Genomic DNA, 17,958 nt, shown 5'->3' with positions numbered 1-17,958 from the left:
CGACATGGCTCTCGACGTGCGTCAGGCCGCTCCCGCCGAGGTGCGGGAGCGGTTCCGCCGGGAGACCACCACGGCGTTCGTGGTGAGCAGGATCGCGGTGCTCGCCGTGGCGGCCGCGATCCTGCTCTACGCCGTGCCGCCGCTGGTCGCCACCGGGTCGTGGGTCGCGCTCGGGCTGCTCGCCGCCGTGAGCGCGGTCATCGCCTGGCTCTACCTGACCCGGCGGCACATCCCGGCCAAGTACCTCGTGCCCGGCACCGTCTTCCTCGTCGCCTTTCAGGTGTTCCCCGTGGTCTACACGGTGACCACGGCGTTCACCAACTTCGGCGACGGGCACCGCGGCGACAAGGCCGCCGCCGTCACCGCCATCGAGACCGGCTCCGTCCGCCAGGCGCCCGGCTCGCCCGAGTACACCCTGTCCGTCGCGCTGCGCGGCGAGGAGCTGGTGTTCCTGCTGGTGGACCCGGCGACCAAGCAGGTCTCGCTGGGCACCCCCGACGGGCTGTCCCCGCTCACCGGCGCCCAGGTCGGCGTCACCGGCAAGGTGCTCGCCGCACCCGGCCTGACCGTGCTCAAGGCGCCCGAGGCCGCCGCGCGCGGCCAGGAGATCACCGCGCTGGCCGTGCCGACCGCCGGCGGCGTGATCAAGGCCAACGGGCTCAGCCGCGCCGTCGAGGGCAAGGCCGCCCTGGTCTACGACGCCGCCTGCGACTGCGTGCGCGGCAACGGCGACACCTGGACGGCCGACGAGAGCCAGGGCTACTTCGTCAACGCCAGGGGCGAGCACCTGGCGCAGGGCTGGCAGGTCAACGTCGGCCTGGACAACTTCGCCCGGGTGCTGACCAACCCCACCATCTCCGGCCACTTCGCGGGGGTCCTGGGCTGGAACCTGCTGTTCGCGCTGGCCTCCGTGATCGGCTGCTTCACGCTCGGCATGGGCGTCGCGCTCGCGCTGCACCACCCGCGCATGCGCGGCACCAGGTTCTACCGGATCGTGCTGATCCTGCCGTACGCGATGCCCGCCTTCGCCATGCTGCTGGTCTGGCGCGACATGTTCAACCGTGACTTCGGCCTGATCAACCAGCTCCTCGGCGCCGAGATCGACTGGCTCGGCCAGACGGGCACCGCCAGGCTCGGCGTCATCCTGGTCAACATCTGGCTCGGCTTCCCGTACATGTTCCTCGTCACCACCGGCGCGCTGCAGGCCATCCCGCGCGAGCTGACCGAGGCCGCCTCCATCGACGGGGCCACGCCGTTCAAGGCGTTCCGCCGGGTGACGCTGCCGCTGCTGCTCGTCGCGCTCACGCCGCTGCTGATCTCCGCGTTCGCGTTCAACTTCAACAACTACAACGCCATCGCGCTGACCACCGACGGCGGCCCGTTCCCCGCCGACAGCCCGCAGGTGGGCGGCACCGACCTGCTCATCACCTACACCTTCAGGCTGGCGTTCGGCGCGGGCGGCGCGCAGTTCGGCTTCGCGGCGGCCATCTCGGTGTTCATCTTCGCCATCGTGGCCGTCATCTCGGCCGTGGCGTTCCGCCGCACCCGCAAGCAGGAGGAGGTCTACGCGTGAGGATGACGCTCCGGCACGTCTTCGTGCTCGTCGTGTGCGCGTTCGCGGTGTTCCCGATCCTGTTCGTGGTCTCGGCCGCGATCAACCCGATGGGCACGCTGGCCTCCACCGAGCTGCTGCCCACCGGCGCGAGCCTGAACAACTTCGCCAACCTGCTGACCTCCGACACCTACCCGTTCGGGCGGTGGTTCTTCAACTCGGTGTTCATCGCGCTGGTGTCGTCGTTCGCGAGCCTGCTGCTGTCGATGTTCGCCGCGTACGCCTTCAGCCGCATGCGCTTCGCCGGCCGCCGCGTCGGCATGATGGCGCTGCTGCTCATCCAGATGTTCCCGCAGTTCCTGGCCATCGTGACGATCTTCATGATCTTCACCGAGGTGACCGAGCTGTACCCCGCCTTCGGCTTCAACACCGTGTGGGGGCTGCTGCTGCTCTACCTCGGCGGCGCGCTCGGCGTGAACACCTGGCTGATGAAGGGCTTCCTCGACACCGTACCCAAGGAGCTGGACGAGGCCGCCACCGTGGACGGCGCCACGCACGCCCAGATCTTCTGGCGGGTCATCATGCCGCTGGTCACGCCGATCCTCGCGGTCACCGCGCTGCTGGCGTTCATCGGCATCATGAGCGAGTTCCTGATGGCCAACGTGTTCCTGCGCGACACCGGCAGCAAGACCCTCGCCGTCGGCATGTTCGGCATGATCGCCGGCGACCACCGCAACGCCAACTTCGGCATGTTCGCCGCCGGCACGCTCATTACCGCCGTTCCCACGGTCGGTGTGTTCCTCTGGTTGCAGAAGTACATCGTCTCCGGCCTGACCGCCGGAGCAGTCAAGGGATAGGTGCAGTGCTGCGATTCCTGGGGGAGCCGCATCATGACGGCTCGGCTCTGTATGTCTCCGACCAGCGGCCCGAGCTCGGCGCGCGCGTCACGCTGTGGCTGCGCGCGCCGCTGGCCGCCGGCGTCACCGCCGTGCACGTGCGCGCGGTGCACGACGGCGAGCCGCGCTACTACGAGGCCGCGGCGGACAACCGCGGCAACGCCGGCGGGTACGGCGCGAGCGACGTCTGGTGGCGGGCCGAGATCACCGCGGTCAACCCCGTCACCCCGTACCGCTTCCTGCTGCACACCACGGGCGGGCAGCGGTGGCTGACCGCGGCCGGGCTCGCCGCGCACGACCTCACCGACGCCGGCGACTTCCGCCTCGTCTGCCACCAGGCCCCGCCCGAGTGGATGTCGGACGCGATCGTCTACCAGATCTTCCCCGACCGCTTCGACCGCTCGCACCCCGTCAGCGAGCTGCCCGATTGGGCGCTGCCGCGCGACTGGGACCGCGACCCGGTGATCCCGGCGGGCCCCGGCACCGCCGAGCAGTTCTACGGCGGCGACCTCGACGGCATCGCCGGGCGGCTTGACCACATCCAGAGCCTCGGCGCCGACACCGTCTACCTCACCCCGATCTTCCCGGCCCGCTCCAACCACCGCTACAACGCCTCCACGTTCGAGCACGTGGACCCGCTGCTCGGCGGCGACGAGGCGCTGCACCGCCTGTCGGGCGCGCTGCACGCGCGCGGCATGCGGCTGCTCGGCGACATCACCACCAACCACACCGGCGACACGCACGAATGGTTCACCGCGGCCGTCTCCGACGTGAACGCGCCAGAACGGGAGATGTTCTACTTCGACCCGGTGACCGGCGACTACGAGGCCTGGTGGGGCTTCAAGACGCTGCCCAAGCTCAACTGGGGCAGCGACCTGGTGCGCGCCGGCATGACGGCGGTGCTGAAGAAGTGGCTCGGCCCGTTCGACGGCTGGCGCGTGGACGTGGCCAACATGACCGGCAGGCGCGGCGCCGACGACTACGCCGCCGAGGCCGCCGCCCTGCTGCGCGCCGAGGTCGGCCCCGACTACGCCTTCATCGCCGAGCACAACCACGACGCCACCCGCGACCTCGACCGCGACGGCTGGCAGGGCACCATGAACTACGGCGGCTTCACCCGCCCCGTCTGGGCCTGGCTGCGCGGCCCCGACTGCGACCTGGAGCACTTCCTCGGCGTGCCGGGCGGCGTGCCGCGGCGCGACGGCGTCGCCGCGCTGGCCGGGTTCCGCTCGTTCGCCTCGCAGATGTCGTGGCGCTCGTTCACGCACTCCTGGCAGCTCCTCGACTCCCACGACACGCCCCGCGTACGCACCGTGACCGGCTCCCGCGAGCGCCACCTGCTCGCCGCCGGCCTCCAGGCCACGCTGCCCGGCACGCCCATGGTGTTCGCCGGCAGCGAGTACGGCCTGACCGGCGTCAACGGCGAGCACTCCCGCACCCCGATGCCCTGGAACCGGCCCGCCGACCAGGACCTCGGCACGCTGGCCGGCTACCGCGACCTGTTCGGGCTGCGCAGGGCCGAGCCCGCCCTGCGTCACGGCGGCCTGCGCTGGCTGCACGCCGACGCCGACTGCCTGGTGTTCGCGCGCGAGACGTACGAGGAGACGATCCTGGTCTCCGCGCGCCGCGCGCCCGGCGAGCCGCTCGCCATCGGCGCGCACGCCACCGGCCTCCACAACGCCGAGGACGGCGACGTCATCCCGGGGGAGGGACCTGCGCTGAGAGTGTGGCGCCTGTCACGCTGATCACGCTACGGTGTCCTCTGCTGACGCTCCCGTCCCAACTAGATAGTGGTGTGCCCGTATGAGGTTGCTGTCCGTGGCCGTCGTGGCCTCGCTCCTGCCTGGCCTGCCGTCCGCCGCCCTCGCCGCCGCGGGCACCACCTACTACGTGGACTCCCGAGCCGGTGACGACGCCGCCGCGGGCACCAGCGCGAGCACCGCGTGGAAGTCCCTGGAGAAGCTGGCCGCGGCCGAGCTGAAGCCCGGCGACACCGTCGCCGTCAAACGCGGCGGCAGCTTCGCCGGGCCGCTCACGCTGGAGGCCAGCGGCACCGCCGCCAAGCCCATCACCGTCAAGGCGTACGGCAGCGGCGCGCTCGCCAAGATCAGCGGCAGCGAGGAGGACTGCGTCGTCGTCAAGGGGAACCACTGGGCGATCAGCGGCCTGCACGCCTCCAACTGCCGCTGGGCCGGCTTCCAGCTCGACGGCGACAACAACGAGCTGAGCGGGGTGAAGGCCGACCGCAACATCGCCGGCGTCTTCGTCACGCCCTCCGGCTCGCGCAACACCATCCGCGACAGCGTCCTGACCGGCAACGACCGGATGAGCGTCAACGACGAGGGCGGCGACAACGACTCCGGCGCGTTCGGCGTGCTCCTCAACGGCGACGACAACGTGGTCACCGGCAACACCATCAGCGGCAGCTTCGCCAGGAGCGCCGACTACGGCACCGACGGGGCCGCCGTCGAGATCTTCAACGGCGACCGCAACCGGGTCACTCACAACATCTCCAGGAACAACGAGACGTTCACCGAACTGGGCGCCCAGAAGGGCAAGACCGCCACCGGCAACGTGTTCGCCTTCAACGTCGTCACCTCCTCCCGCAGCCGCGGCTCCTTCCTCATCACCCGCGGCTCCCGGCACATCGTCGGCCCGGTCAAGGGCACGATCGCCGTGCACAACTCCGTCTACCTCCCGGCCAGGGACACCGTCGGCTGGTCCTGCCACGACGGCTGCTCCCCGTCGATACTGAAGCTGCGCAACAACGTCATCGTGGTCGGCGGCGAGTCCGGCTGGGAGGACGGCGCGGGCGCCGACGAGGACGGCAGCGTCTACCAGGGGCGCACGGCCAGATTCAAGCTCGGGCCGAAGTCCGTGATGGCCGACCCGAAGTTCGTCTCCAAGACCGACCTGCGGCTGCGGCCGGGCTCCCCGGCGCTCGGGCGCGCAGTCGCGCTGACGCCGAAGTGGTACGGCGGCAAGGCGTTCGGCAAGGACATCAAGGGCAAGCCGCTCGCCGGTCCGCTGGACTCCGGCGCCTACCAGCACTGAGCGCGCCCTAGAGTGGCATTGTGGTTCCAGATCTTCGCCAGCCGCTGGTGCGGCAGCTCGCCGAGTCCGACGCGCCCCGTCACTACTGGCACCTGGGCGACGAGGACGGGCGGGCCTGGCTGTTCGAGAGCGTGGAGGGCGACTACCGCGAGCAGTGGGCCGTGCGGCAGGTCGAGGTGGGTTCCGACCGTGGCGCCCGCCGCTACTGGTGGCGGCATCTGCAGGACGAGTACGGCTTCCTGACCGACCAGCCGCTGGAGGTGTGGGAGCTGACCGAGATCACCCCCGAGGCGTTCGAGGCGGTCTGGGAGGCGGCGGGCTGATCATCTGGCCAGCCCCGCCAGCCCTTCGATGATCAGCCGGATGGCCGTGTCGAAGTCGCGCTCGGCCTCGTCCACCGGCAGGTGCCCCTTGGTCTCGGCGATCACGAAGCCCGTGACGAACGCGTGCAGCACGTCGCTCGTGCGCCGCAGCTCCGGCTCGGGGATCCCGGCCAGCCGCAGGATGCGGTAGAGCGTCTGCCAGAGCACCAGCTTGCGGTCCGCGATGATCTCCGGGTGGTCGTGCAGGTAGCTCCACATCGCCGGGTGCTCCACCGCGTTGCGGTGGTAGGCCAGGCCCAGGGCGCGGAGCTGGTCGCGCCAGGGTGAGCCGTCGTCCGGCGGCAGCTCCATGCGCTGCGCCGCCGTCGAGCAGATCAGCCTGATCAGCGCCTCCTTGTTGTCCACGTGGTGATACAGGGACATCGGGTTGACGTCCAGCGCGGCCGCGAGCTTGCGCATCGACAGGCCCTCCACGCCGCCCTCGTCCATCAGGCGCAGGGCGGTGGTGCTGATCTCTTCGAGAGTCAGGGGTGCGCCCCTGCGCGCGCTCACGGCCATACACCGTATGGTAGCGTCAGCCATACGGTGTATGGCTATGGAAGGGAGCACTCATGGCTCGGATCCCCGCCCCTCAGGGCCTGCCGATCGTGGGCAACACACTGCAGATCCCCTCGGACGCGCCCGTGGAGCACTTCGTCAAGCTCGCCTCCCGCTACGACGAGGGCATCTTCCAGCTCGAGATCGCCGGCCGCCGGGTGATCATGGTCTACGACCCCGACCTGGTGGCCGAGGTCTGTGACGAGAGCCGCTTCGTCAAGCGGATCAGGCCGCCCCTGACGATCGTGCGCGACTTCGGCGGCGACGGCCTGTTCACGGCCGACCACGACGAGCCGGTGTGGGGCCACGCGCACCGCATCCTGATGCCGGCCTTCAGCCAGCGCTCGATGAAGGCGTACTATCCGCAGTTCCTGGAGGTCGCCGAGCAGCTCGTCGCGTCGTGGGCAGCCCGCCAGGGGGAGGACCTGCCCGTCGCCGACGACATGACCAGGCTGACGCTCGACACGATCTCCCTGACCGGGTTCGGCTACCGGTTCAACTCCTTCGACTCGCCCGAGCTGCACCCGTTCCTCCAGGCCATGGGCGGTGCGCTGACCGAGGCCATGCACCGCAACCAGCAGCTCCCGTTCGTCACCAAGCTCAAGAAGAAGAGCGAGGAGGGCTACCGGCGCGACATCGGCACCATGCAGGCCCTCGTGGACGAGGTGATCAAGCAGCGCCGCGCCGAGGGCGGCGGAGGGGGCGCCAAGGACCTGCTGGGGCTGATGCTGGAGGCGTCCGACCCGCAGAGCGGCGCCCGCCTGTCCGACGAGAACATCCGCGACCAGGTGCTCACCTTCCTCATCGCCGGCCACGAGACCACCAGCGGCCTGCTCTCCTTCGCGCTGTACAACCTGCTGCGCGAGCCGCACATCCTGGCCCGCGCGTACGAGGAGGTGGACCGGCTGCTGCCGGGCGACGAACCGCCCACGTACGAGACGATCATGAAGCTGGACGTCATCCCCCGCATCCTGGAGGAGACGCTGCGGTTCTGGTCGCCGATCCCCCTGTTCGGGGTGTCCGCCCTCCAGGACACCATGATCGGCGACTACCTCATCCCGAGGAACCAGGGCGTCGGGGTGCTGCTGCCGCCGCTGCACCGCAGCGCCAAGGCGTGGGAGCGGCCGGAGGAGTTCGACATCGACCGCTGGCTGCCGGAGAACAAGAAGGGGCACCACCCCGGCGCGTACAAGCCGTTCGGCAACGGCGAGCGGGCCTGCATCGGGCGGCAGTTCGCGCTGACCGAGGCCAGGCTGGCACTCGCGCTGATCCTGCGGCGCTTCGCCCTGTCCGACCCGAACGTCTACCGCATGAAGATCAAGCAGACGCTCACGCTCAAGCCCGACGGGTTCACCCTGCGGGTGCGCGAGCGGCGCGCGCACGAGCGGGCCGTCGTGGCCGCGCTGCCCGAGCAGCACAGCGAGCAGCAGGACATCGCGGTGACCGGCGTGCCGCTCACCGTCGCCTACGGCTCCAACCTCGGCACCAGCGCCGACATCGCCGAGCGGCTGGCCGAGCGGGCCGGGCGGGCCGGGTTCGCGACCACGCTGACCACGCTGGACGAGCTGACCCCGCCCGCCGAAGGGCTGCTCGTCGTGGTGGCCTCCTCCTACAACGGCAAGGCGCCCGACAACGCCCAGCGCTTCGACGCCCTGGAGACGCTGCCCGGCCTGGCCGGGGTGCGGCTGGCCGTGCTGGGCTGCGGGAACACGCAGTGGCCGACGTACCAGGACTTCCCGCGGCGCGCGTACGAGAAGCTGACGGCGGCGGGGGCCGTCCCGCTCATCGAGCGGGGCGAGGCCGACACGGACGGCGACTTCGACGGCGACGTGTCCGCCTGGACGGCCCGCCTGTGGGCGGCGCTGGCCGAGGAGTACAGCGCCTCCGCCGAGGGCGCGGGGCCGCGCTACGAGATGGAGGTGCTCAGCGAGACCGAGGTCAGGCCGTCGGTGGTGTCCGAGCGGGCCTTCCCGCTGACCGTGATCTCCAACGAGGAGCTGACCGGCGACCCCGAGGGGCTGTGGGACTTCTCGGCCGAGGCGCCCCGCCCCGGCGTGCGCTCCATCGTGGCCAGGCTGCCCGAAGGGGTGACGTACTCGGCGGGCGACCACGTGGCCGTCTTCGCCAAGAACGACCCCGAGCTGGTGGAATGGGCGCTGCGCTGCCTGCGCGTCCCCCGCGAGCAGGTCGTCCGGCTGCGCGCCGCCGGAGCCACGCACCTGCCCGTGGACACGCCCGTCACCGCCGGGCTGCTGCTGACCGAGTTCGCCGAGCTGCAGGAGGTGGCCACCCGCGCCGACCTGGAGGCGCTGGCCGCGCACACCGGCTGCCCCTGGACCAAGGGCCGGCTCGCCGAGCTGACCGCGAACTACGCCGACGAGATCCTCGCCAAGCGGGTCTCCACGCTGGCGCTGCTGGAGCGCTTCCCCGCGATCGAGCTGCCGCTGCCGGTGTTCCTGGAGCTGGCCGGGCCGATCAAGCCGCGCTACTACTCCGTCTCCTCCTCGCCGCTGGCCGACCCCGGCGCCGTCCGGCTCACCGTCGGCCTCGTCGAGGGGCCCGCCTGGTCCGGCACCGGCACCTACCAGGGCATGTGCTCGGCCTACCTGGCCGGGCTGAAGGAGGGCGAGGTCTTCTACGGCTACGTCCGGGTGCCCGCGCCGCCGTTCCGGCTGCCGGACGACCCCGCCACGCCGGTGATCCTCGTCGGCCCCGGCACCGGGTTCGCGCCGCTGCGCGGCTTCCTGGAGGAGCGGGCGCTGAGCGGGGCGAGCGGGCGCGCGGAGGTGTTCACCGGGTGCCGCCATCCCGAGCACGACCTGCTGTACGCCGGTGAGCTGACCGCCTGGGAGGAGGCCGATGGGGTTACCGTGCATCGGGCTTACTCGGCCGTGGCGGGGCATCCGTACCGGTTCGTTCAGGACGCGGTCGCGGCCCGGGCCGATGAGGTGTGGGAGCTGCTGCAGCAGGGGGCCCACGTGTACGTCTGCGGGGACGGGCTGCGGATGGCGCCGGCCGTACGGCAGGCACTGCTCGACCTGTACCGGAGCAGGACCGGTGGGGAGGACGGCGCGGCGTGGCTGGCCGGGCTGGAGGCTGACGGGCGCTACCAGCAGGACGTTTTCGCCTGAAAACGTCAACTACCCTTTATCGACAATCCGGACTTAACACTGCATCTTGGGATATAACCGCAGCATGCGCGACATATCCGTGGAACATGCTCGAAACCTTTCCACGGCACTGTGAGAGCCTCTGGGAAGGGGGCGGAAATGCTGCTGCGACTGAGGGTGTCGTTGCCCGACCGGCCGGGTGGTCTCGGCCAGGTCGCCAAGGCGCTGGGCGCGCTGGGAGCGGACATCCTGCAAGTCACCGTGCTCGAACGCGAGGCCGGAAGGGCCGTGGACGACTTCACCGTCTCCTGGCCCGGCCCGGTGACCGCCGCAGAGGCGCGCGAGCGGCTTTCCGCCATGCCCGGCGTACGGGTGGAAGGGGTGTGGGCCACCAAGGACGTGCCCGGCTCCGCGCCCGACTACGACCTGCTCATGCACGTGGCGGCCGAGCCCGCCCGGGGTTTCGCCACCCTCGTGGACGCCCTGCCCGCCCTGTGCGGCGCGGAGTGGTCGGTCGCGGTGGCCGACGGCGCGGTACGGCACGCCTCGCTGGCGGCGCCCGCCGAGTTCGACCTGCCGGAGTCGCCGCCGCGGGCCATCTGCGTGGACGCCGAGGAGGTGCGGCTGATGCTGCTGCCCGTGGTGGCCGCCGGGCTGCACGTGGTCGTGGCGCGCGCCGACGGGCCGGTGTTCCACCGGGCCGAGGTGGAGCGGGCCGCGCGCATCGTGGACGTGGTCTCCAGGCTGGCGGCGCGAGCCTCCTGAGATGATTGACCGAACAATCATCTGGTCACTAACGTGGGCCTCCTGATCGTGTGAGCAACAGGAGCAGTCCGTGACCGTGCACGAGCCCGCCATCGGCCGCTACTACGAGGACTTCACCATCGGGGACGTGTACCAGCACCCCATGGGCCGCACGATCAGTGAGACGGACAACACCTGGTTCACGCTCCTGACGATGAACACGAACCAGAACCACTTCAACGCCCACCTCGCGGCCAGGTCGCCCACCGGCAAGATCATTGTCAACTCGGGGCTGAGCGTGGCCATCGTGCTCGGGCTGTCCGTCATCGACGTCAGCCAGACCGCGATTGTGAACCTCGGCTGGGACGGCATCAAGCTCACCCACCCCGTGTTCGTCGGCGACACCCTCTACGCGGAGTCGAAGGTGACCGGGAAACGCGAGTCCGGTTCCCGGCCGTACGCCGGGATCGTCACCTGCTACACCCGCGGGCTCAACCAGGACGGCGACGAGGTCATGTCCTGGACGCGGACCGTCATGGTCTACAAGCGCGACGCCCCGCACGACAAGGGCTACTTCCCCGAGGCCAGGACCGGCCCGCTCTGAGGAGGCGCACATGGACTTCGAGCTGACCGACGAGCAGAGGGCGTTCCGCGAGACCCTGCGCGCGTTCGTGGACAAGGAGATCGTCCCGGTCGCCACCGAGTGGGAGCACTCCGGGCGCTACCCGGCCGAGATCGTCGACAAGATGAAGCAGATGGGGCTGTTCGGGCTGTCCGTGCCCGAGGAGTACGGCGGCCTGGCGGCCGACATGGTGTCGTTCGCCCTCGTCTTCGAGGAGATCGCGCGCGGCTGGATGGGCGTGGCCGGCACGATCGGCTCCCACTCGCTGGCCTGCTGGATGATCGCCCGGCACGGCACCGAGGAACAGAAGCAGGCCCACCTGCCCGACCTGGCCTCCGGCACGCGCCGCACCGCCATCGCGCTGACCGAGCCCGGCGCCGGCACCGACCTCCAGGGCATCCAGACCCGCGCCGTACGCGACGGCGACCACTACGTCGTCACCGGCACCAAGACGTGGATCACCAACGCCCGCCACGCCGACCCGCTCCCCGTCCTCGTCAAGACCTCCGTCACCGAGCCCGCCCACAAGGGCATGTCGGTCCTGCTCGTGGACCCCGCCACGCCCGGCTTCAGCGTCAGCCGCGACCTGCCCAAACTCGGCTACAAGGGCACCGAGACCTGCGAGGTCGTGCTCGACGAGGTCCGCGTGCCGGTCAGCGCCCTGCTCGGCGGCGTCGAAGGACGCGGCATGCAGCAGGTGCTCGGCGGCCTCGAGATGGGCCGCGTCAACATCGCCGCGCGCGCCGTCGGCGTCGCCCAGGCCGCCTACGACGCCGCACTCTCCTACGCCCGCGAACGCACCGCCTTCGGCCAGCCGATCGCGGACTTCCAGGCCATCCAGCTCAAGCTCGCCGACATGGCCACCGAGATCCAGGCCGCCCGGCTGCTCACCTACTGGGCCGCGTCCCAGGCCGACGGGGGGAGGCGGGTGGACATGGAGGCGGGCATGGCCAAGTACTTCGCCTCCGAGGTGGCGCTCAAGGCGTCGCTGGAGGCGATGCGGATTCACGGTGGGTACGGGTACTCGCAGGAGTACGTGGTCGAGCGGCTCTACCGGGACGCGCCGTTGATGGCGATCGGGGAGGGGACCAACGACGTGCAGCGGATGGTGATCGCTCGGGCGCTCGTCTCGGGGAAGGGCAAGGTCGGGTGGTGAATCGCCACTCCTTATCCTGAGGAAAGGGACTGAGGGCGCTAGCGAGGGATGCCATGTCCGACCAGCACCGGCACGCGGGTGACCACGGAAACGGCCACGACCCCGACCACGGGCATGGGCATGGGCACGGGCATTCGGGGGAGGGGCGGCGCGGGCTCAGGGCCGTCCTGGGCAAGATCACCCACGCCCTCGCCCCGCACAGCCACGACACCTCAGACAAGACCGACAGCGCCCTGGAAGGCAGCGACCGCGGCATGCGCGTCCTGGCCATCTCGTTCGCCGTCCTCATGGTCACCGCCGCCGTCCAGGCCGTCATCGTCGTCGCGTCAGGCTCCGTCGCGCTGCTCGGCGACACGCTGCACAACCTCGCCGACGCCCTGACCGCCGTACCGCTGGCCATCGCGTTCTCACTCGGCCGCCGCGCCGCCACCCGCCGCTTCACCTACGGGTACGGCCGCGCCGAGGACCTCGCGGGCATCGTCATCGTGCTGCTCATCGCCGCCTCCGCCGCCCTCGCCGGGTACGAGGCCGTCCGGCGGCTCCTCGACCCCCAGGAGATCCAGGCCGTCGGATGGGTGGCCGGGGCGGCGGTCGTCGGGTTCGCCGGGAACGAGTGGGTGGCCCGCTACCGCATCAAGGTCGGCAAAGAGATCGGCTCGGCCGCGCTGGTGGCCGACGGCCTGCACGCCAGAACCGACGGCTTCACCTCACTGGCCGTGCTCCTCGGCGCGGGCGGCGCCGCCCTCGGCTTCCCCATCGCCGACCCCGTCGTCGGGCTGCTCATCACGTTCGCCATCTGCTTCGTCCTGCGGGACGCGGCCCGCGAGATCTACCACCGCCTGATGGACGCCGTCGACCCGGCCCTCGTGGACGACGCCGAACGCATCCTGGCCACGGTCCAGGGTGTGCGGCGGGTGGGGTCCGTACGCCTGCGGTGGATCGGGCACGCCCTCCACGCCGAGGTCGAGATCCTCGTCAGCCACGACATGTCCGTCGTAACCGCCCACAAGGTAGCCGTCGAAGCCGAGCACCGCCTCATGCACGAACTGCCCCGCCTCCGCGCCGCCACCGTCCACACGGACCCTGACGGCCCGGCCGGCGCCGACCACCACGCCACCCTCACCTCCCACCGCACCCCCTGACCCCCACCGCACCTACACCAGCACCCGCCCCCACCCCTTCACCACCCGCCCCGCTCCTCACCCACGCGCCTCGCTCCACCGCACCCCGCGCCGCGCCCCCGCGTCCTGCGTCTGCGCCCCCGCGCCCTGGGCCTGCAGCCCTCACGCTCCCGCGTCCTGTGCCCGCGCCACGCGTCCTGCGGCTCGCGTCTTAGGCCCTGTGTCGTGCCCCGCGCCCGTGCGCCTGCCTCCTGCACCCGCCTCGCACCCCACCCCCGCCACGACCACCCCCCAAAAGGACACCAACCCCCGCCGACCCTCCGCATCACGACACCCGAAGAGGGTAGGTTGGGGCGGGTGTCCGCCGCCGCCCTTCCCGCAGCCGCCCCCTCCACCACCTCGCCCGCCGCGAGGCTGGCCTGGCTGGACGCCCTGCGCGGCATCGGTGCGCTGGCCGTCGTGGCCGAGCACCTCCTGCCGTGGTTCCTGCCCGCCCTCAGGCCGTACTGGTTCAACCTGGGCGTCTACGGCATCCTGGTCTTCTTCCTGGTCAGCGGCTACATCATCCCCACGTCCCTGGAACGGCACGGCGACGTCAGGGCGTTCTGGATCAGCCGCTTCTTCCGCCTCTACCCCCTCTACCTCGCCGTCATCGCCCTCGTCCTGGCGCTGGCCTGGTGGGTGCCGGTGCGCGGGGAGGTGCCGCGCGACGGCAGCGCGGTGGCGGCGCACGCGACCATGCTGCTGGACGTCGTCAGCGTCGGCGGCGTCGCCGACACCATGTGGACGCTGTCGTACGAGATGGTGTTCTACCTGCTGGTCACGGCGCTGTTCCTGACGCGCGGGCATGACCGCAGCGGGACGCTGTCGATGGTGTTCGCGGCGGCGGCCGTGGTGGTGGGGTTGGTGGCGTCGGGCGCGGTGTGGAAGGGCGGGTGGCCGGCGTACGTGTCGTGCGGGGTGTTCGTCGTCGGCCTGGCGGGGGTGCTCCTGGGCAGGTTCCGTACGGTTGCCGCGTGCGTGCTGGGCGTCATGGCGGTGACGGCGCTGGTGCTGAGCAGCCGGGTGCCGTGGCTGGGCACGGCGGTGCTGGCGGTGATGTTCGCGGGGACGGCGATTCACCGGTGGGAGCGCGGGACGGGCGGGCTGTGGCCGGTCGCGGTCACGTCGGCGCTGGTCGCGATCTCGCCGCTGTGGGCGATCGAGAGCGGCTGGTGGTGGGTGCGGGCCGATGTGTGGATCACCACGATCGCGCTGGCTGGGGCGACGTTCGCGGGCGGGATGGCGTTGCGCGGGCGGCGGCTGCCCAGGGTGCTGGTGTGGTTCGGGCTGATCAGCTACTCGCTGTACCTGGTGCACCATCCGCTGCTGAAGTACTTCGTGCAGATCTCCGGCGACCTGCGGCGGGCGGCGTTGCCGGTGCAGCTCGCCATGACGGCGCTGGCGGTGGCCGTGATCGTCGGCGTCAGCGCGCTGACCTACCGGTACGTCGAGCGCCCGATGCAGGCGCTGGGCCGCCGCGTGTCACGCCGGTGCCGTGACGGGCTCCAGCGCGGCGGCGACGAGCGGGTGGCGCGTCAGGACGCCGGACACGACGGGGTCCTCGGCCATCAGGAACGCCAGGTGCCTGACCGCGTGCGCGACCACGTTGGCCAGGGCGACGCGCTCGGGTGACGGCGTCGCGGGGGCCTCGCCGCGGGCGATCTCCAGCACCGGCACCTCGACGGCGGGCAGCCAGGGCGCGGGATCGGGGCAGACGGCGTACGTGAGCACGATCCGGCCGTCCGGTTCGTGACGCCAGCTCGTGGAGTGCACGACGACACCGGGGTCGCCCGCTGTGACGCCGGCCAGCCTGCGGGCGGCCCCGTCAGGGCTCTCCCCGTGTAGTGGCTGGGTAATGGCATGCCGGTATGACCACCGCTTGTCGGTGCTCACCCGTAGCATGAGCGTCTCAACCGAGACCACGTGTCTCCCCGTCACCGACAACAACTTACTGCCAATCATATGCAACTGCATTCGTGAGGCATATGTGTCCCGCTCTTGAAACATCCCGGCGGGCCGGGTTGTAGTCGAGGGCGTGCGAGAGAGAGGCCGACACACATGCCCGGTTTGCTGGTGCTGATGGGGTCGGGCGAGACGAGCCCGACCATGGTCGAGATCCACCGCGCCGCGGCGCGGACGCTGCGCGCGGGGGCGCGGGCCGTGCTGCTCGACACTCCGTACGCCTTCCAGGAGAACCGGGCCGACATCTCCGCCCGCGCCCGCGGATACTTCGCCCACAGCGTCGGCCTGGATGTCGAGGTCGGCTCCGCGATCACCGGCGCCGACTGGGTGTTCTCCGGCCCGGGCAGCCCCACGTACGCGCTCGACCGGTGGGCCGACAGCGGCGTGGCCGGCGACCTGCGGGCCAGGATCCGCGCCCGGCAGGGCGTCACCGTGCTCGCCTCGGCCGCCGCCTGCACCGCGGGGCTGGCGACCGTACCGGTCTACGAGATCTACAAGGTGGGCGCCGAGCCGCACTGGCGCGAAGGCCTCGACCTGCTGGAGCCGCTCGGCCTGCGCGCCGTCCTCATCCCGCACTTCGACAACGCCGAGGGCGGCACCCACGACACCCGCTACTGCTACCTCGGCGAGAGCCGGCTGTCGCGCATGGAACGCGAGCTGCCGCCCGGCACGGCCGTCCTCGGCCTCGACGAGCACACCGCCCTGATCATCGACCTGGAGAGCGAGTCGGTGCGCGTCGCCGGCCGCGGCGGCCTCACCGTGCGGCGGCCGGGCAGGCTCACGGTCCTGCCCACGGGCACCCGCACCGACCTCGGCGAGCTGCGCGGCCTGGCCGAGGGCCGCGCCGGCGCCCCCGTCCCGCCCCCGTCCCAGGACGTGGCGGCCGACGCGCCCGCCGAGGTGACGCTGGAGGAGTCGATCCGCTCGTGCGAGGAGCTCTTCAAGGCCGCCGCCGACCGGCCCGACATGGTGGCCGCCGCCCAGGCCGTGCTCGACCTGGAGGCGGAGATCGTCAAATGGGCCGCCGACACGGAGGAGGACGCGGGCGGGGTTGAGCAGGGCAGAGAGCTGATGCGGCTGCTCATCGCCCGCCTGGGGGAGCTCGCCTCGACGGCCAGCCGGCATTCGCGGGAGCTGCCCGCACTGGTGGAGCCGTTGCTGGAGCTGCGGGCCGAGCTGCGGGGGAAGGGGTGTTATGACGTGGCGGACGCGTTGCGGGGGGCGATGGCCCGGGGCGGGGTGACGGTGGAGGACACGGCTGAGGGGCCGCGGTGGTCGGTGGTCTCCTGAGGAATCCTGATCGATAACCCATAGTGACGGCAAAGACACGGTAAGGTTGCCTCGTCACTCGACGTACTCGTATGGGCACGCTTTGCCTTCATGGTGCGTGCATGCGAGACTCTCATTCATGGAAGGCGATGAGGCGATGACTGCTCTGCCGGACGATGGCTGGCTGGATGCCCATCCGCCACCTGGTCGCGCCAGGCTGTTCTCCGTGCCGCATGCCGAGGATGGCTACACCGTCGAGGACTGGCTGAAGCTGCCCGAAACCGGGGAGCGGATCGAGTTGATCGACGGGAGTTATCTGGTGAGCCCCATGCCCAACTACGATCACGCGTTCGCGGCGCAGAGCCTCGTGCGCATCATCAATGACGCCAGTCCGAACGACTTCTTGGCGGTGGAGACCGGCAATCTTCAGGTTCGTGGTGACGGCCTGATCCCGGACATCGTAGTCGGGCACATCGAGGCGATGCCTGGCGCGGTGACGCTCTCCTCGGAGGATGTTGTCTGCGTCGTCGAGATCGTCAGCCCAGGTAAGAGTGCTCATTGGCGCGATTACATCATCAAGCCGCCCAAATATGCCGCTGGTGGCATCCCGTTTTTCGTCAGGGTCGAGCTGCAAGGCGACGGCGCCCCGCGGGCCGAAGTGTTCAAGCTTGGCGCTCAGGGTTACGAACTGGTCGCCGAGGGCAAGGCGGGCAGCTCGCTGACGATCGACATTCCTTTCCCCGTCTCCTTCGGCCCGGCGGTGCTTACCTGGCCGCGCCGCTAGAAGGCTCTGGCGACCTCCCGCGCCCGCTCCTCCGCCTGCTTGCGCTCATTCTCATGCGACCCCGTCAACGTAGGATGATGCCGGATCGCCGTGACGTCCCCGATCCCCGCCCACCGCAGCCACCCCTCGAAGAACGTCGACTGGTGGTCGGTGCCGAACTCCGCCCCCAGCCCCGGCCCCCACACCGCGCTGGTGTAGACGACGGCGGCGCGCTTGCCCGTGACGAGGCCGCGATAGCCGGTCTCCGGGTGGACGTCGAAGACGAGGGCGGGCTGGCTGACGACGTCGATGAACTGCTTCAGCTTGTACGGCACCCCCGAGTTCCACATGGGCACGCTGAACAGGTACCGGTCGTAGGCGTCGAAGCGTTCGAAGGTGCGCACGGCCGCGGCCCACGCCTGCGCCTGTTCGCCTTCCGGGGTGCCGCCTCCGAAGACGGTCATCTTGGCGTGTGCGGCGGCCGGGCCGAACTCGGGCAGCGTTCCGTCCCAGAGGTCGAAGTGGTCGACGGTGGAGCCCGGGTGGGTGGCGAGGTACTCGTCGGTGAAGGTGCGGGCGATGGCCAGGGAGGTGGACTGGTCTCCGCGCGGTGAGGCGGAGATGTGCAGGAGGCGGCTCATGGTGCCGGGGTCCCTTCGCTTGGATAGATCGGACTGTGGTCCGGTTACACGCAAGGACGATACGGACTATGGTCCGGTTGGTCAAGCGAAAGAAAGGCCGGGTGTG

The 17,958-nt window shown here is 70.8% G+C and carries 15 protein-coding genes; 13 read left to right on the top strand and 2 right to left on the bottom strand.

All coding sequences use genetic code 11. From position 1 onward, the window contains the following. The first annotated feature begins 4 nt into the window (after positions 1 to 4). Genes ABD331_RS23040 through ABD331_RS23020 form a run of 5 tightly spaced genes read left to right on the top strand, consistent with a single transcriptional unit; the run spans position 5 to position 5,825 of the window. The gene (locus tag ABD331_RS23040) at positions 5 to 1,573 is read left to right on the top strand and encodes an ABC transporter permease subunit (RefSeq protein ID WP_344478053.1); all 1,569 of its coding nucleotides are present in this window, start codon (positions 5 to 7) and stop codon (positions 1,571 to 1,573) included. A 2-nt stretch (positions 1,574 to 1,575) separates the two neighbouring features. Then, on the top strand, positions 1,576 to 2,409 hold the full coding sequence (locus ABD331_RS23035; protein ID WP_344478312.1) for a sugar ABC transporter permease: 834 nt from the start codon (positions 1,576 to 1,578) through the stop codon (positions 2,407 to 2,409). A gap of 5 nt (positions 2,410 to 2,414) precedes the next feature. Beyond that, positions 2,415 to 4,193: a glycoside hydrolase family 13 protein gene (locus ABD331_RS23030; protein ID WP_344478051.1), complete on the top strand. Its 1,779-nt coding sequence runs from the start codon at positions 2,415 to 2,417 to the stop codon at positions 4,191 to 4,193. Positions 4,194 to 4,251: 58 nt separating this feature from the next. Further along, positions 4,252 to 5,502, top strand: a complete 1,251-nt coding sequence (locus tag ABD331_RS23025) for a NosD domain-containing protein (RefSeq protein ID WP_344478048.1) — start codon at positions 4,252 to 4,254, stop codon at positions 5,500 to 5,502. 20 nt (positions 5,503 to 5,522) lie between these two features. Next, positions 5,523 to 5,825 carry a hypothetical protein gene (locus ABD331_RS23020; RefSeq protein WP_344478046.1) on the top strand — a complete coding sequence of 101 codons (303 nt, stop codon included), beginning with the start codon at positions 5,523 to 5,525 and terminating at the stop codon, positions 5,823 to 5,825. Here ABD331_RS23020 and ABD331_RS23015 read toward each other — a convergent pair whose 3' ends face one another. Continuing rightward, the gene (locus tag ABD331_RS23015; RefSeq protein WP_344478044.1) at positions 5,826 to 6,383 is read right to left on the bottom strand and encodes a TetR/AcrR family transcriptional regulator; all 558 of its coding nucleotides are present in this window, start codon (positions 6,381 to 6,383) and stop codon (positions 5,826 to 5,828) included. A 53-nt stretch (positions 6,384 to 6,436) separates the two neighbouring features. Between ABD331_RS23015 and ABD331_RS23010 the strand changes: the two genes are divergently transcribed. The 8 genes from ABD331_RS23010 (at position 6,437) to ABD331_RS22975 (ending at position 17,232) form a co-directional block, all read left to right on the top strand. After that, the gene (locus ABD331_RS23010; RefSeq protein ID WP_344478043.1) at positions 6,437 to 9,553 is read left to right on the top strand and encodes a bifunctional cytochrome P450/NADPH--P450 reductase; all 3,117 of its coding nucleotides are present in this window, start codon (positions 6,437 to 6,439) and stop codon (positions 9,551 to 9,553) included. Between the two features lie 138 nt (positions 9,554 to 9,691). Continuing rightward, positions 9,692 to 10,297 carry an ACT domain-containing protein gene (locus ABD331_RS23005; protein ID WP_344478041.1) on the top strand — a complete coding sequence of 202 codons (606 nt, stop codon included), beginning with the start codon at positions 9,692 to 9,694 and terminating at the stop codon, positions 10,295 to 10,297. Between the two features lie 70 nt (positions 10,298 to 10,367). After that, positions 10,368 to 10,880: a MaoC family dehydratase gene (locus ABD331_RS23000; RefSeq protein ID WP_344478040.1), complete on the top strand. Its 513-nt coding sequence runs from the start codon at positions 10,368 to 10,370 to the stop codon at positions 10,878 to 10,880. Positions 10,881 to 10,890: 10 nt separating this feature from the next. Further along, positions 10,891 to 12,054 carry an acyl-CoA dehydrogenase family protein gene (locus ABD331_RS22995; RefSeq protein WP_344478039.1) on the top strand — a complete coding sequence of 388 codons (1,164 nt, stop codon included), beginning with the start codon at positions 10,891 to 10,893 and terminating at the stop codon, positions 12,052 to 12,054. 53 nt (positions 12,055 to 12,107) lie between these two features. Then, complete coding sequence (locus ABD331_RS22990; RefSeq protein ID WP_344478038.1) at positions 12,108 to 13,196, top strand: cation diffusion facilitator family transporter; 1,089 nt, start codon at positions 12,108 to 12,110, stop codon at positions 13,194 to 13,196. Positions 13,197 to 13,532: 336 nt separating this feature from the next. Further along, positions 13,533 to 14,849, top strand: a complete 1,317-nt coding sequence (locus ABD331_RS22985; protein ID WP_344478037.1) for an acyltransferase family protein — start codon at positions 13,533 to 13,535, stop codon at positions 14,847 to 14,849. A 426-nt stretch (positions 14,850 to 15,275) separates the two neighbouring features. Further along, complete coding sequence (locus ABD331_RS22980) at positions 15,276 to 16,469, top strand: hypothetical protein (protein ID WP_344478035.1); 1,194 nt, start codon at positions 15,276 to 15,278, stop codon at positions 16,467 to 16,469. A 118-nt stretch (positions 16,470 to 16,587) separates the two neighbouring features. Next, positions 16,588 to 17,232, top strand: coding sequence for a Uma2 family endonuclease (locus ABD331_RS22975; protein ID WP_344478033.1), 645 nt, complete (start codon positions 16,588 to 16,590; stop codon positions 17,230 to 17,232). Here ABD331_RS22975 and ABD331_RS22970 read toward each other — a convergent pair. Then, positions 17,229 to 17,852, bottom strand: a complete 624-nt coding sequence (locus tag ABD331_RS22970) for an FMN-dependent NADH-azoreductase (protein ID WP_344478031.1) — start codon at positions 17,850 to 17,852, stop codon at positions 17,229 to 17,231. The two genes, ABD331_RS22975 and ABD331_RS22970, sit on opposite strands and share 4 nt — an antisense overlap. Positions 17,853 to 17,958 lie beyond the last annotated feature (106 nt).

Source organism: Nonomuraea monospora (assembly GCF_039531895.1).
GTDB classification, from domain to species: domain Bacteria; phylum Actinomycetota; class Actinomycetes; order Streptosporangiales; family Streptosporangiaceae; genus Nonomuraea; species Nonomuraea monospora.
This window is presented reverse-complemented; position numbering and strand designations above follow the sequence as displayed.

What these genes read in the sequence shown, in the direction of transcription:
- ABD331_RS22990 (WP_344478038.1), top strand. Translation starts at nt 12,108, where the DNA reads ATGTCCGACCAGCACCGGCACGCGGGTGACCACGGAAACGGCCACGAC.
- ABD331_RS23025 (WP_344478048.1), top strand. Translation starts at nt 4,252, where the DNA reads ATGAGGTTGCTGTCCGTGGCCGTCGTGGCCTCGCTCCTGCCTGGCCTG.
- ABD331_RS22980 (WP_344478035.1), top strand. Translation starts at nt 15,276, where the DNA reads ATGCCCGGTTTGCTGGTGCTGATGGGGTCGGGCGAGACGAGCCCGACC.
- ABD331_RS23035 (WP_344478312.1), top strand. Translation starts at nt 1,576, where the DNA reads ATGACGCTCCGGCACGTCTTCGTGCTCGTCGTGTGCGCGTTCGCGGTG.
- ABD331_RS22975 (WP_344478033.1), top strand. Translation starts at nt 16,588, where the DNA reads ATGGAAGGCGATGAGGCGATGACTGCTCTGCCGGACGATGGCTGGCTG.
- ABD331_RS23010 (WP_344478043.1), top strand. Translation starts at nt 6,437, where the DNA reads ATGGCTCGGATCCCCGCCCCTCAGGGCCTGCCGATCGTGGGCAACACA.
- ABD331_RS23015 (WP_344478044.1), bottom strand. Translation starts at nt 6,383, where the DNA reads ATGGCCGTGAGCGCGCGCAGGGGCGCACCCCTGACTCTCGAAGAGATC.
- ABD331_RS22995 (WP_344478039.1), top strand. Translation starts at nt 10,891, where the DNA reads ATGGACTTCGAGCTGACCGACGAGCAGAGGGCGTTCCGCGAGACCCTG.
- ABD331_RS23040 (WP_344478053.1), top strand. Translation starts at nt 5, where the DNA reads ATGGCTCTCGACGTGCGTCAGGCCGCTCCCGCCGAGGTGCGGGAGCGG.
- ABD331_RS22970 (WP_344478031.1), bottom strand. Translation starts at nt 17,852, where the DNA reads ATGAGCCGCCTCCTGCACATCTCCGCCTCACCGCGCGGAGACCAGTCC.
- ABD331_RS23005 (WP_344478041.1), top strand. Translation starts at nt 9,692, where the DNA reads ATGCTGCTGCGACTGAGGGTGTCGTTGCCCGACCGGCCGGGTGGTCTC.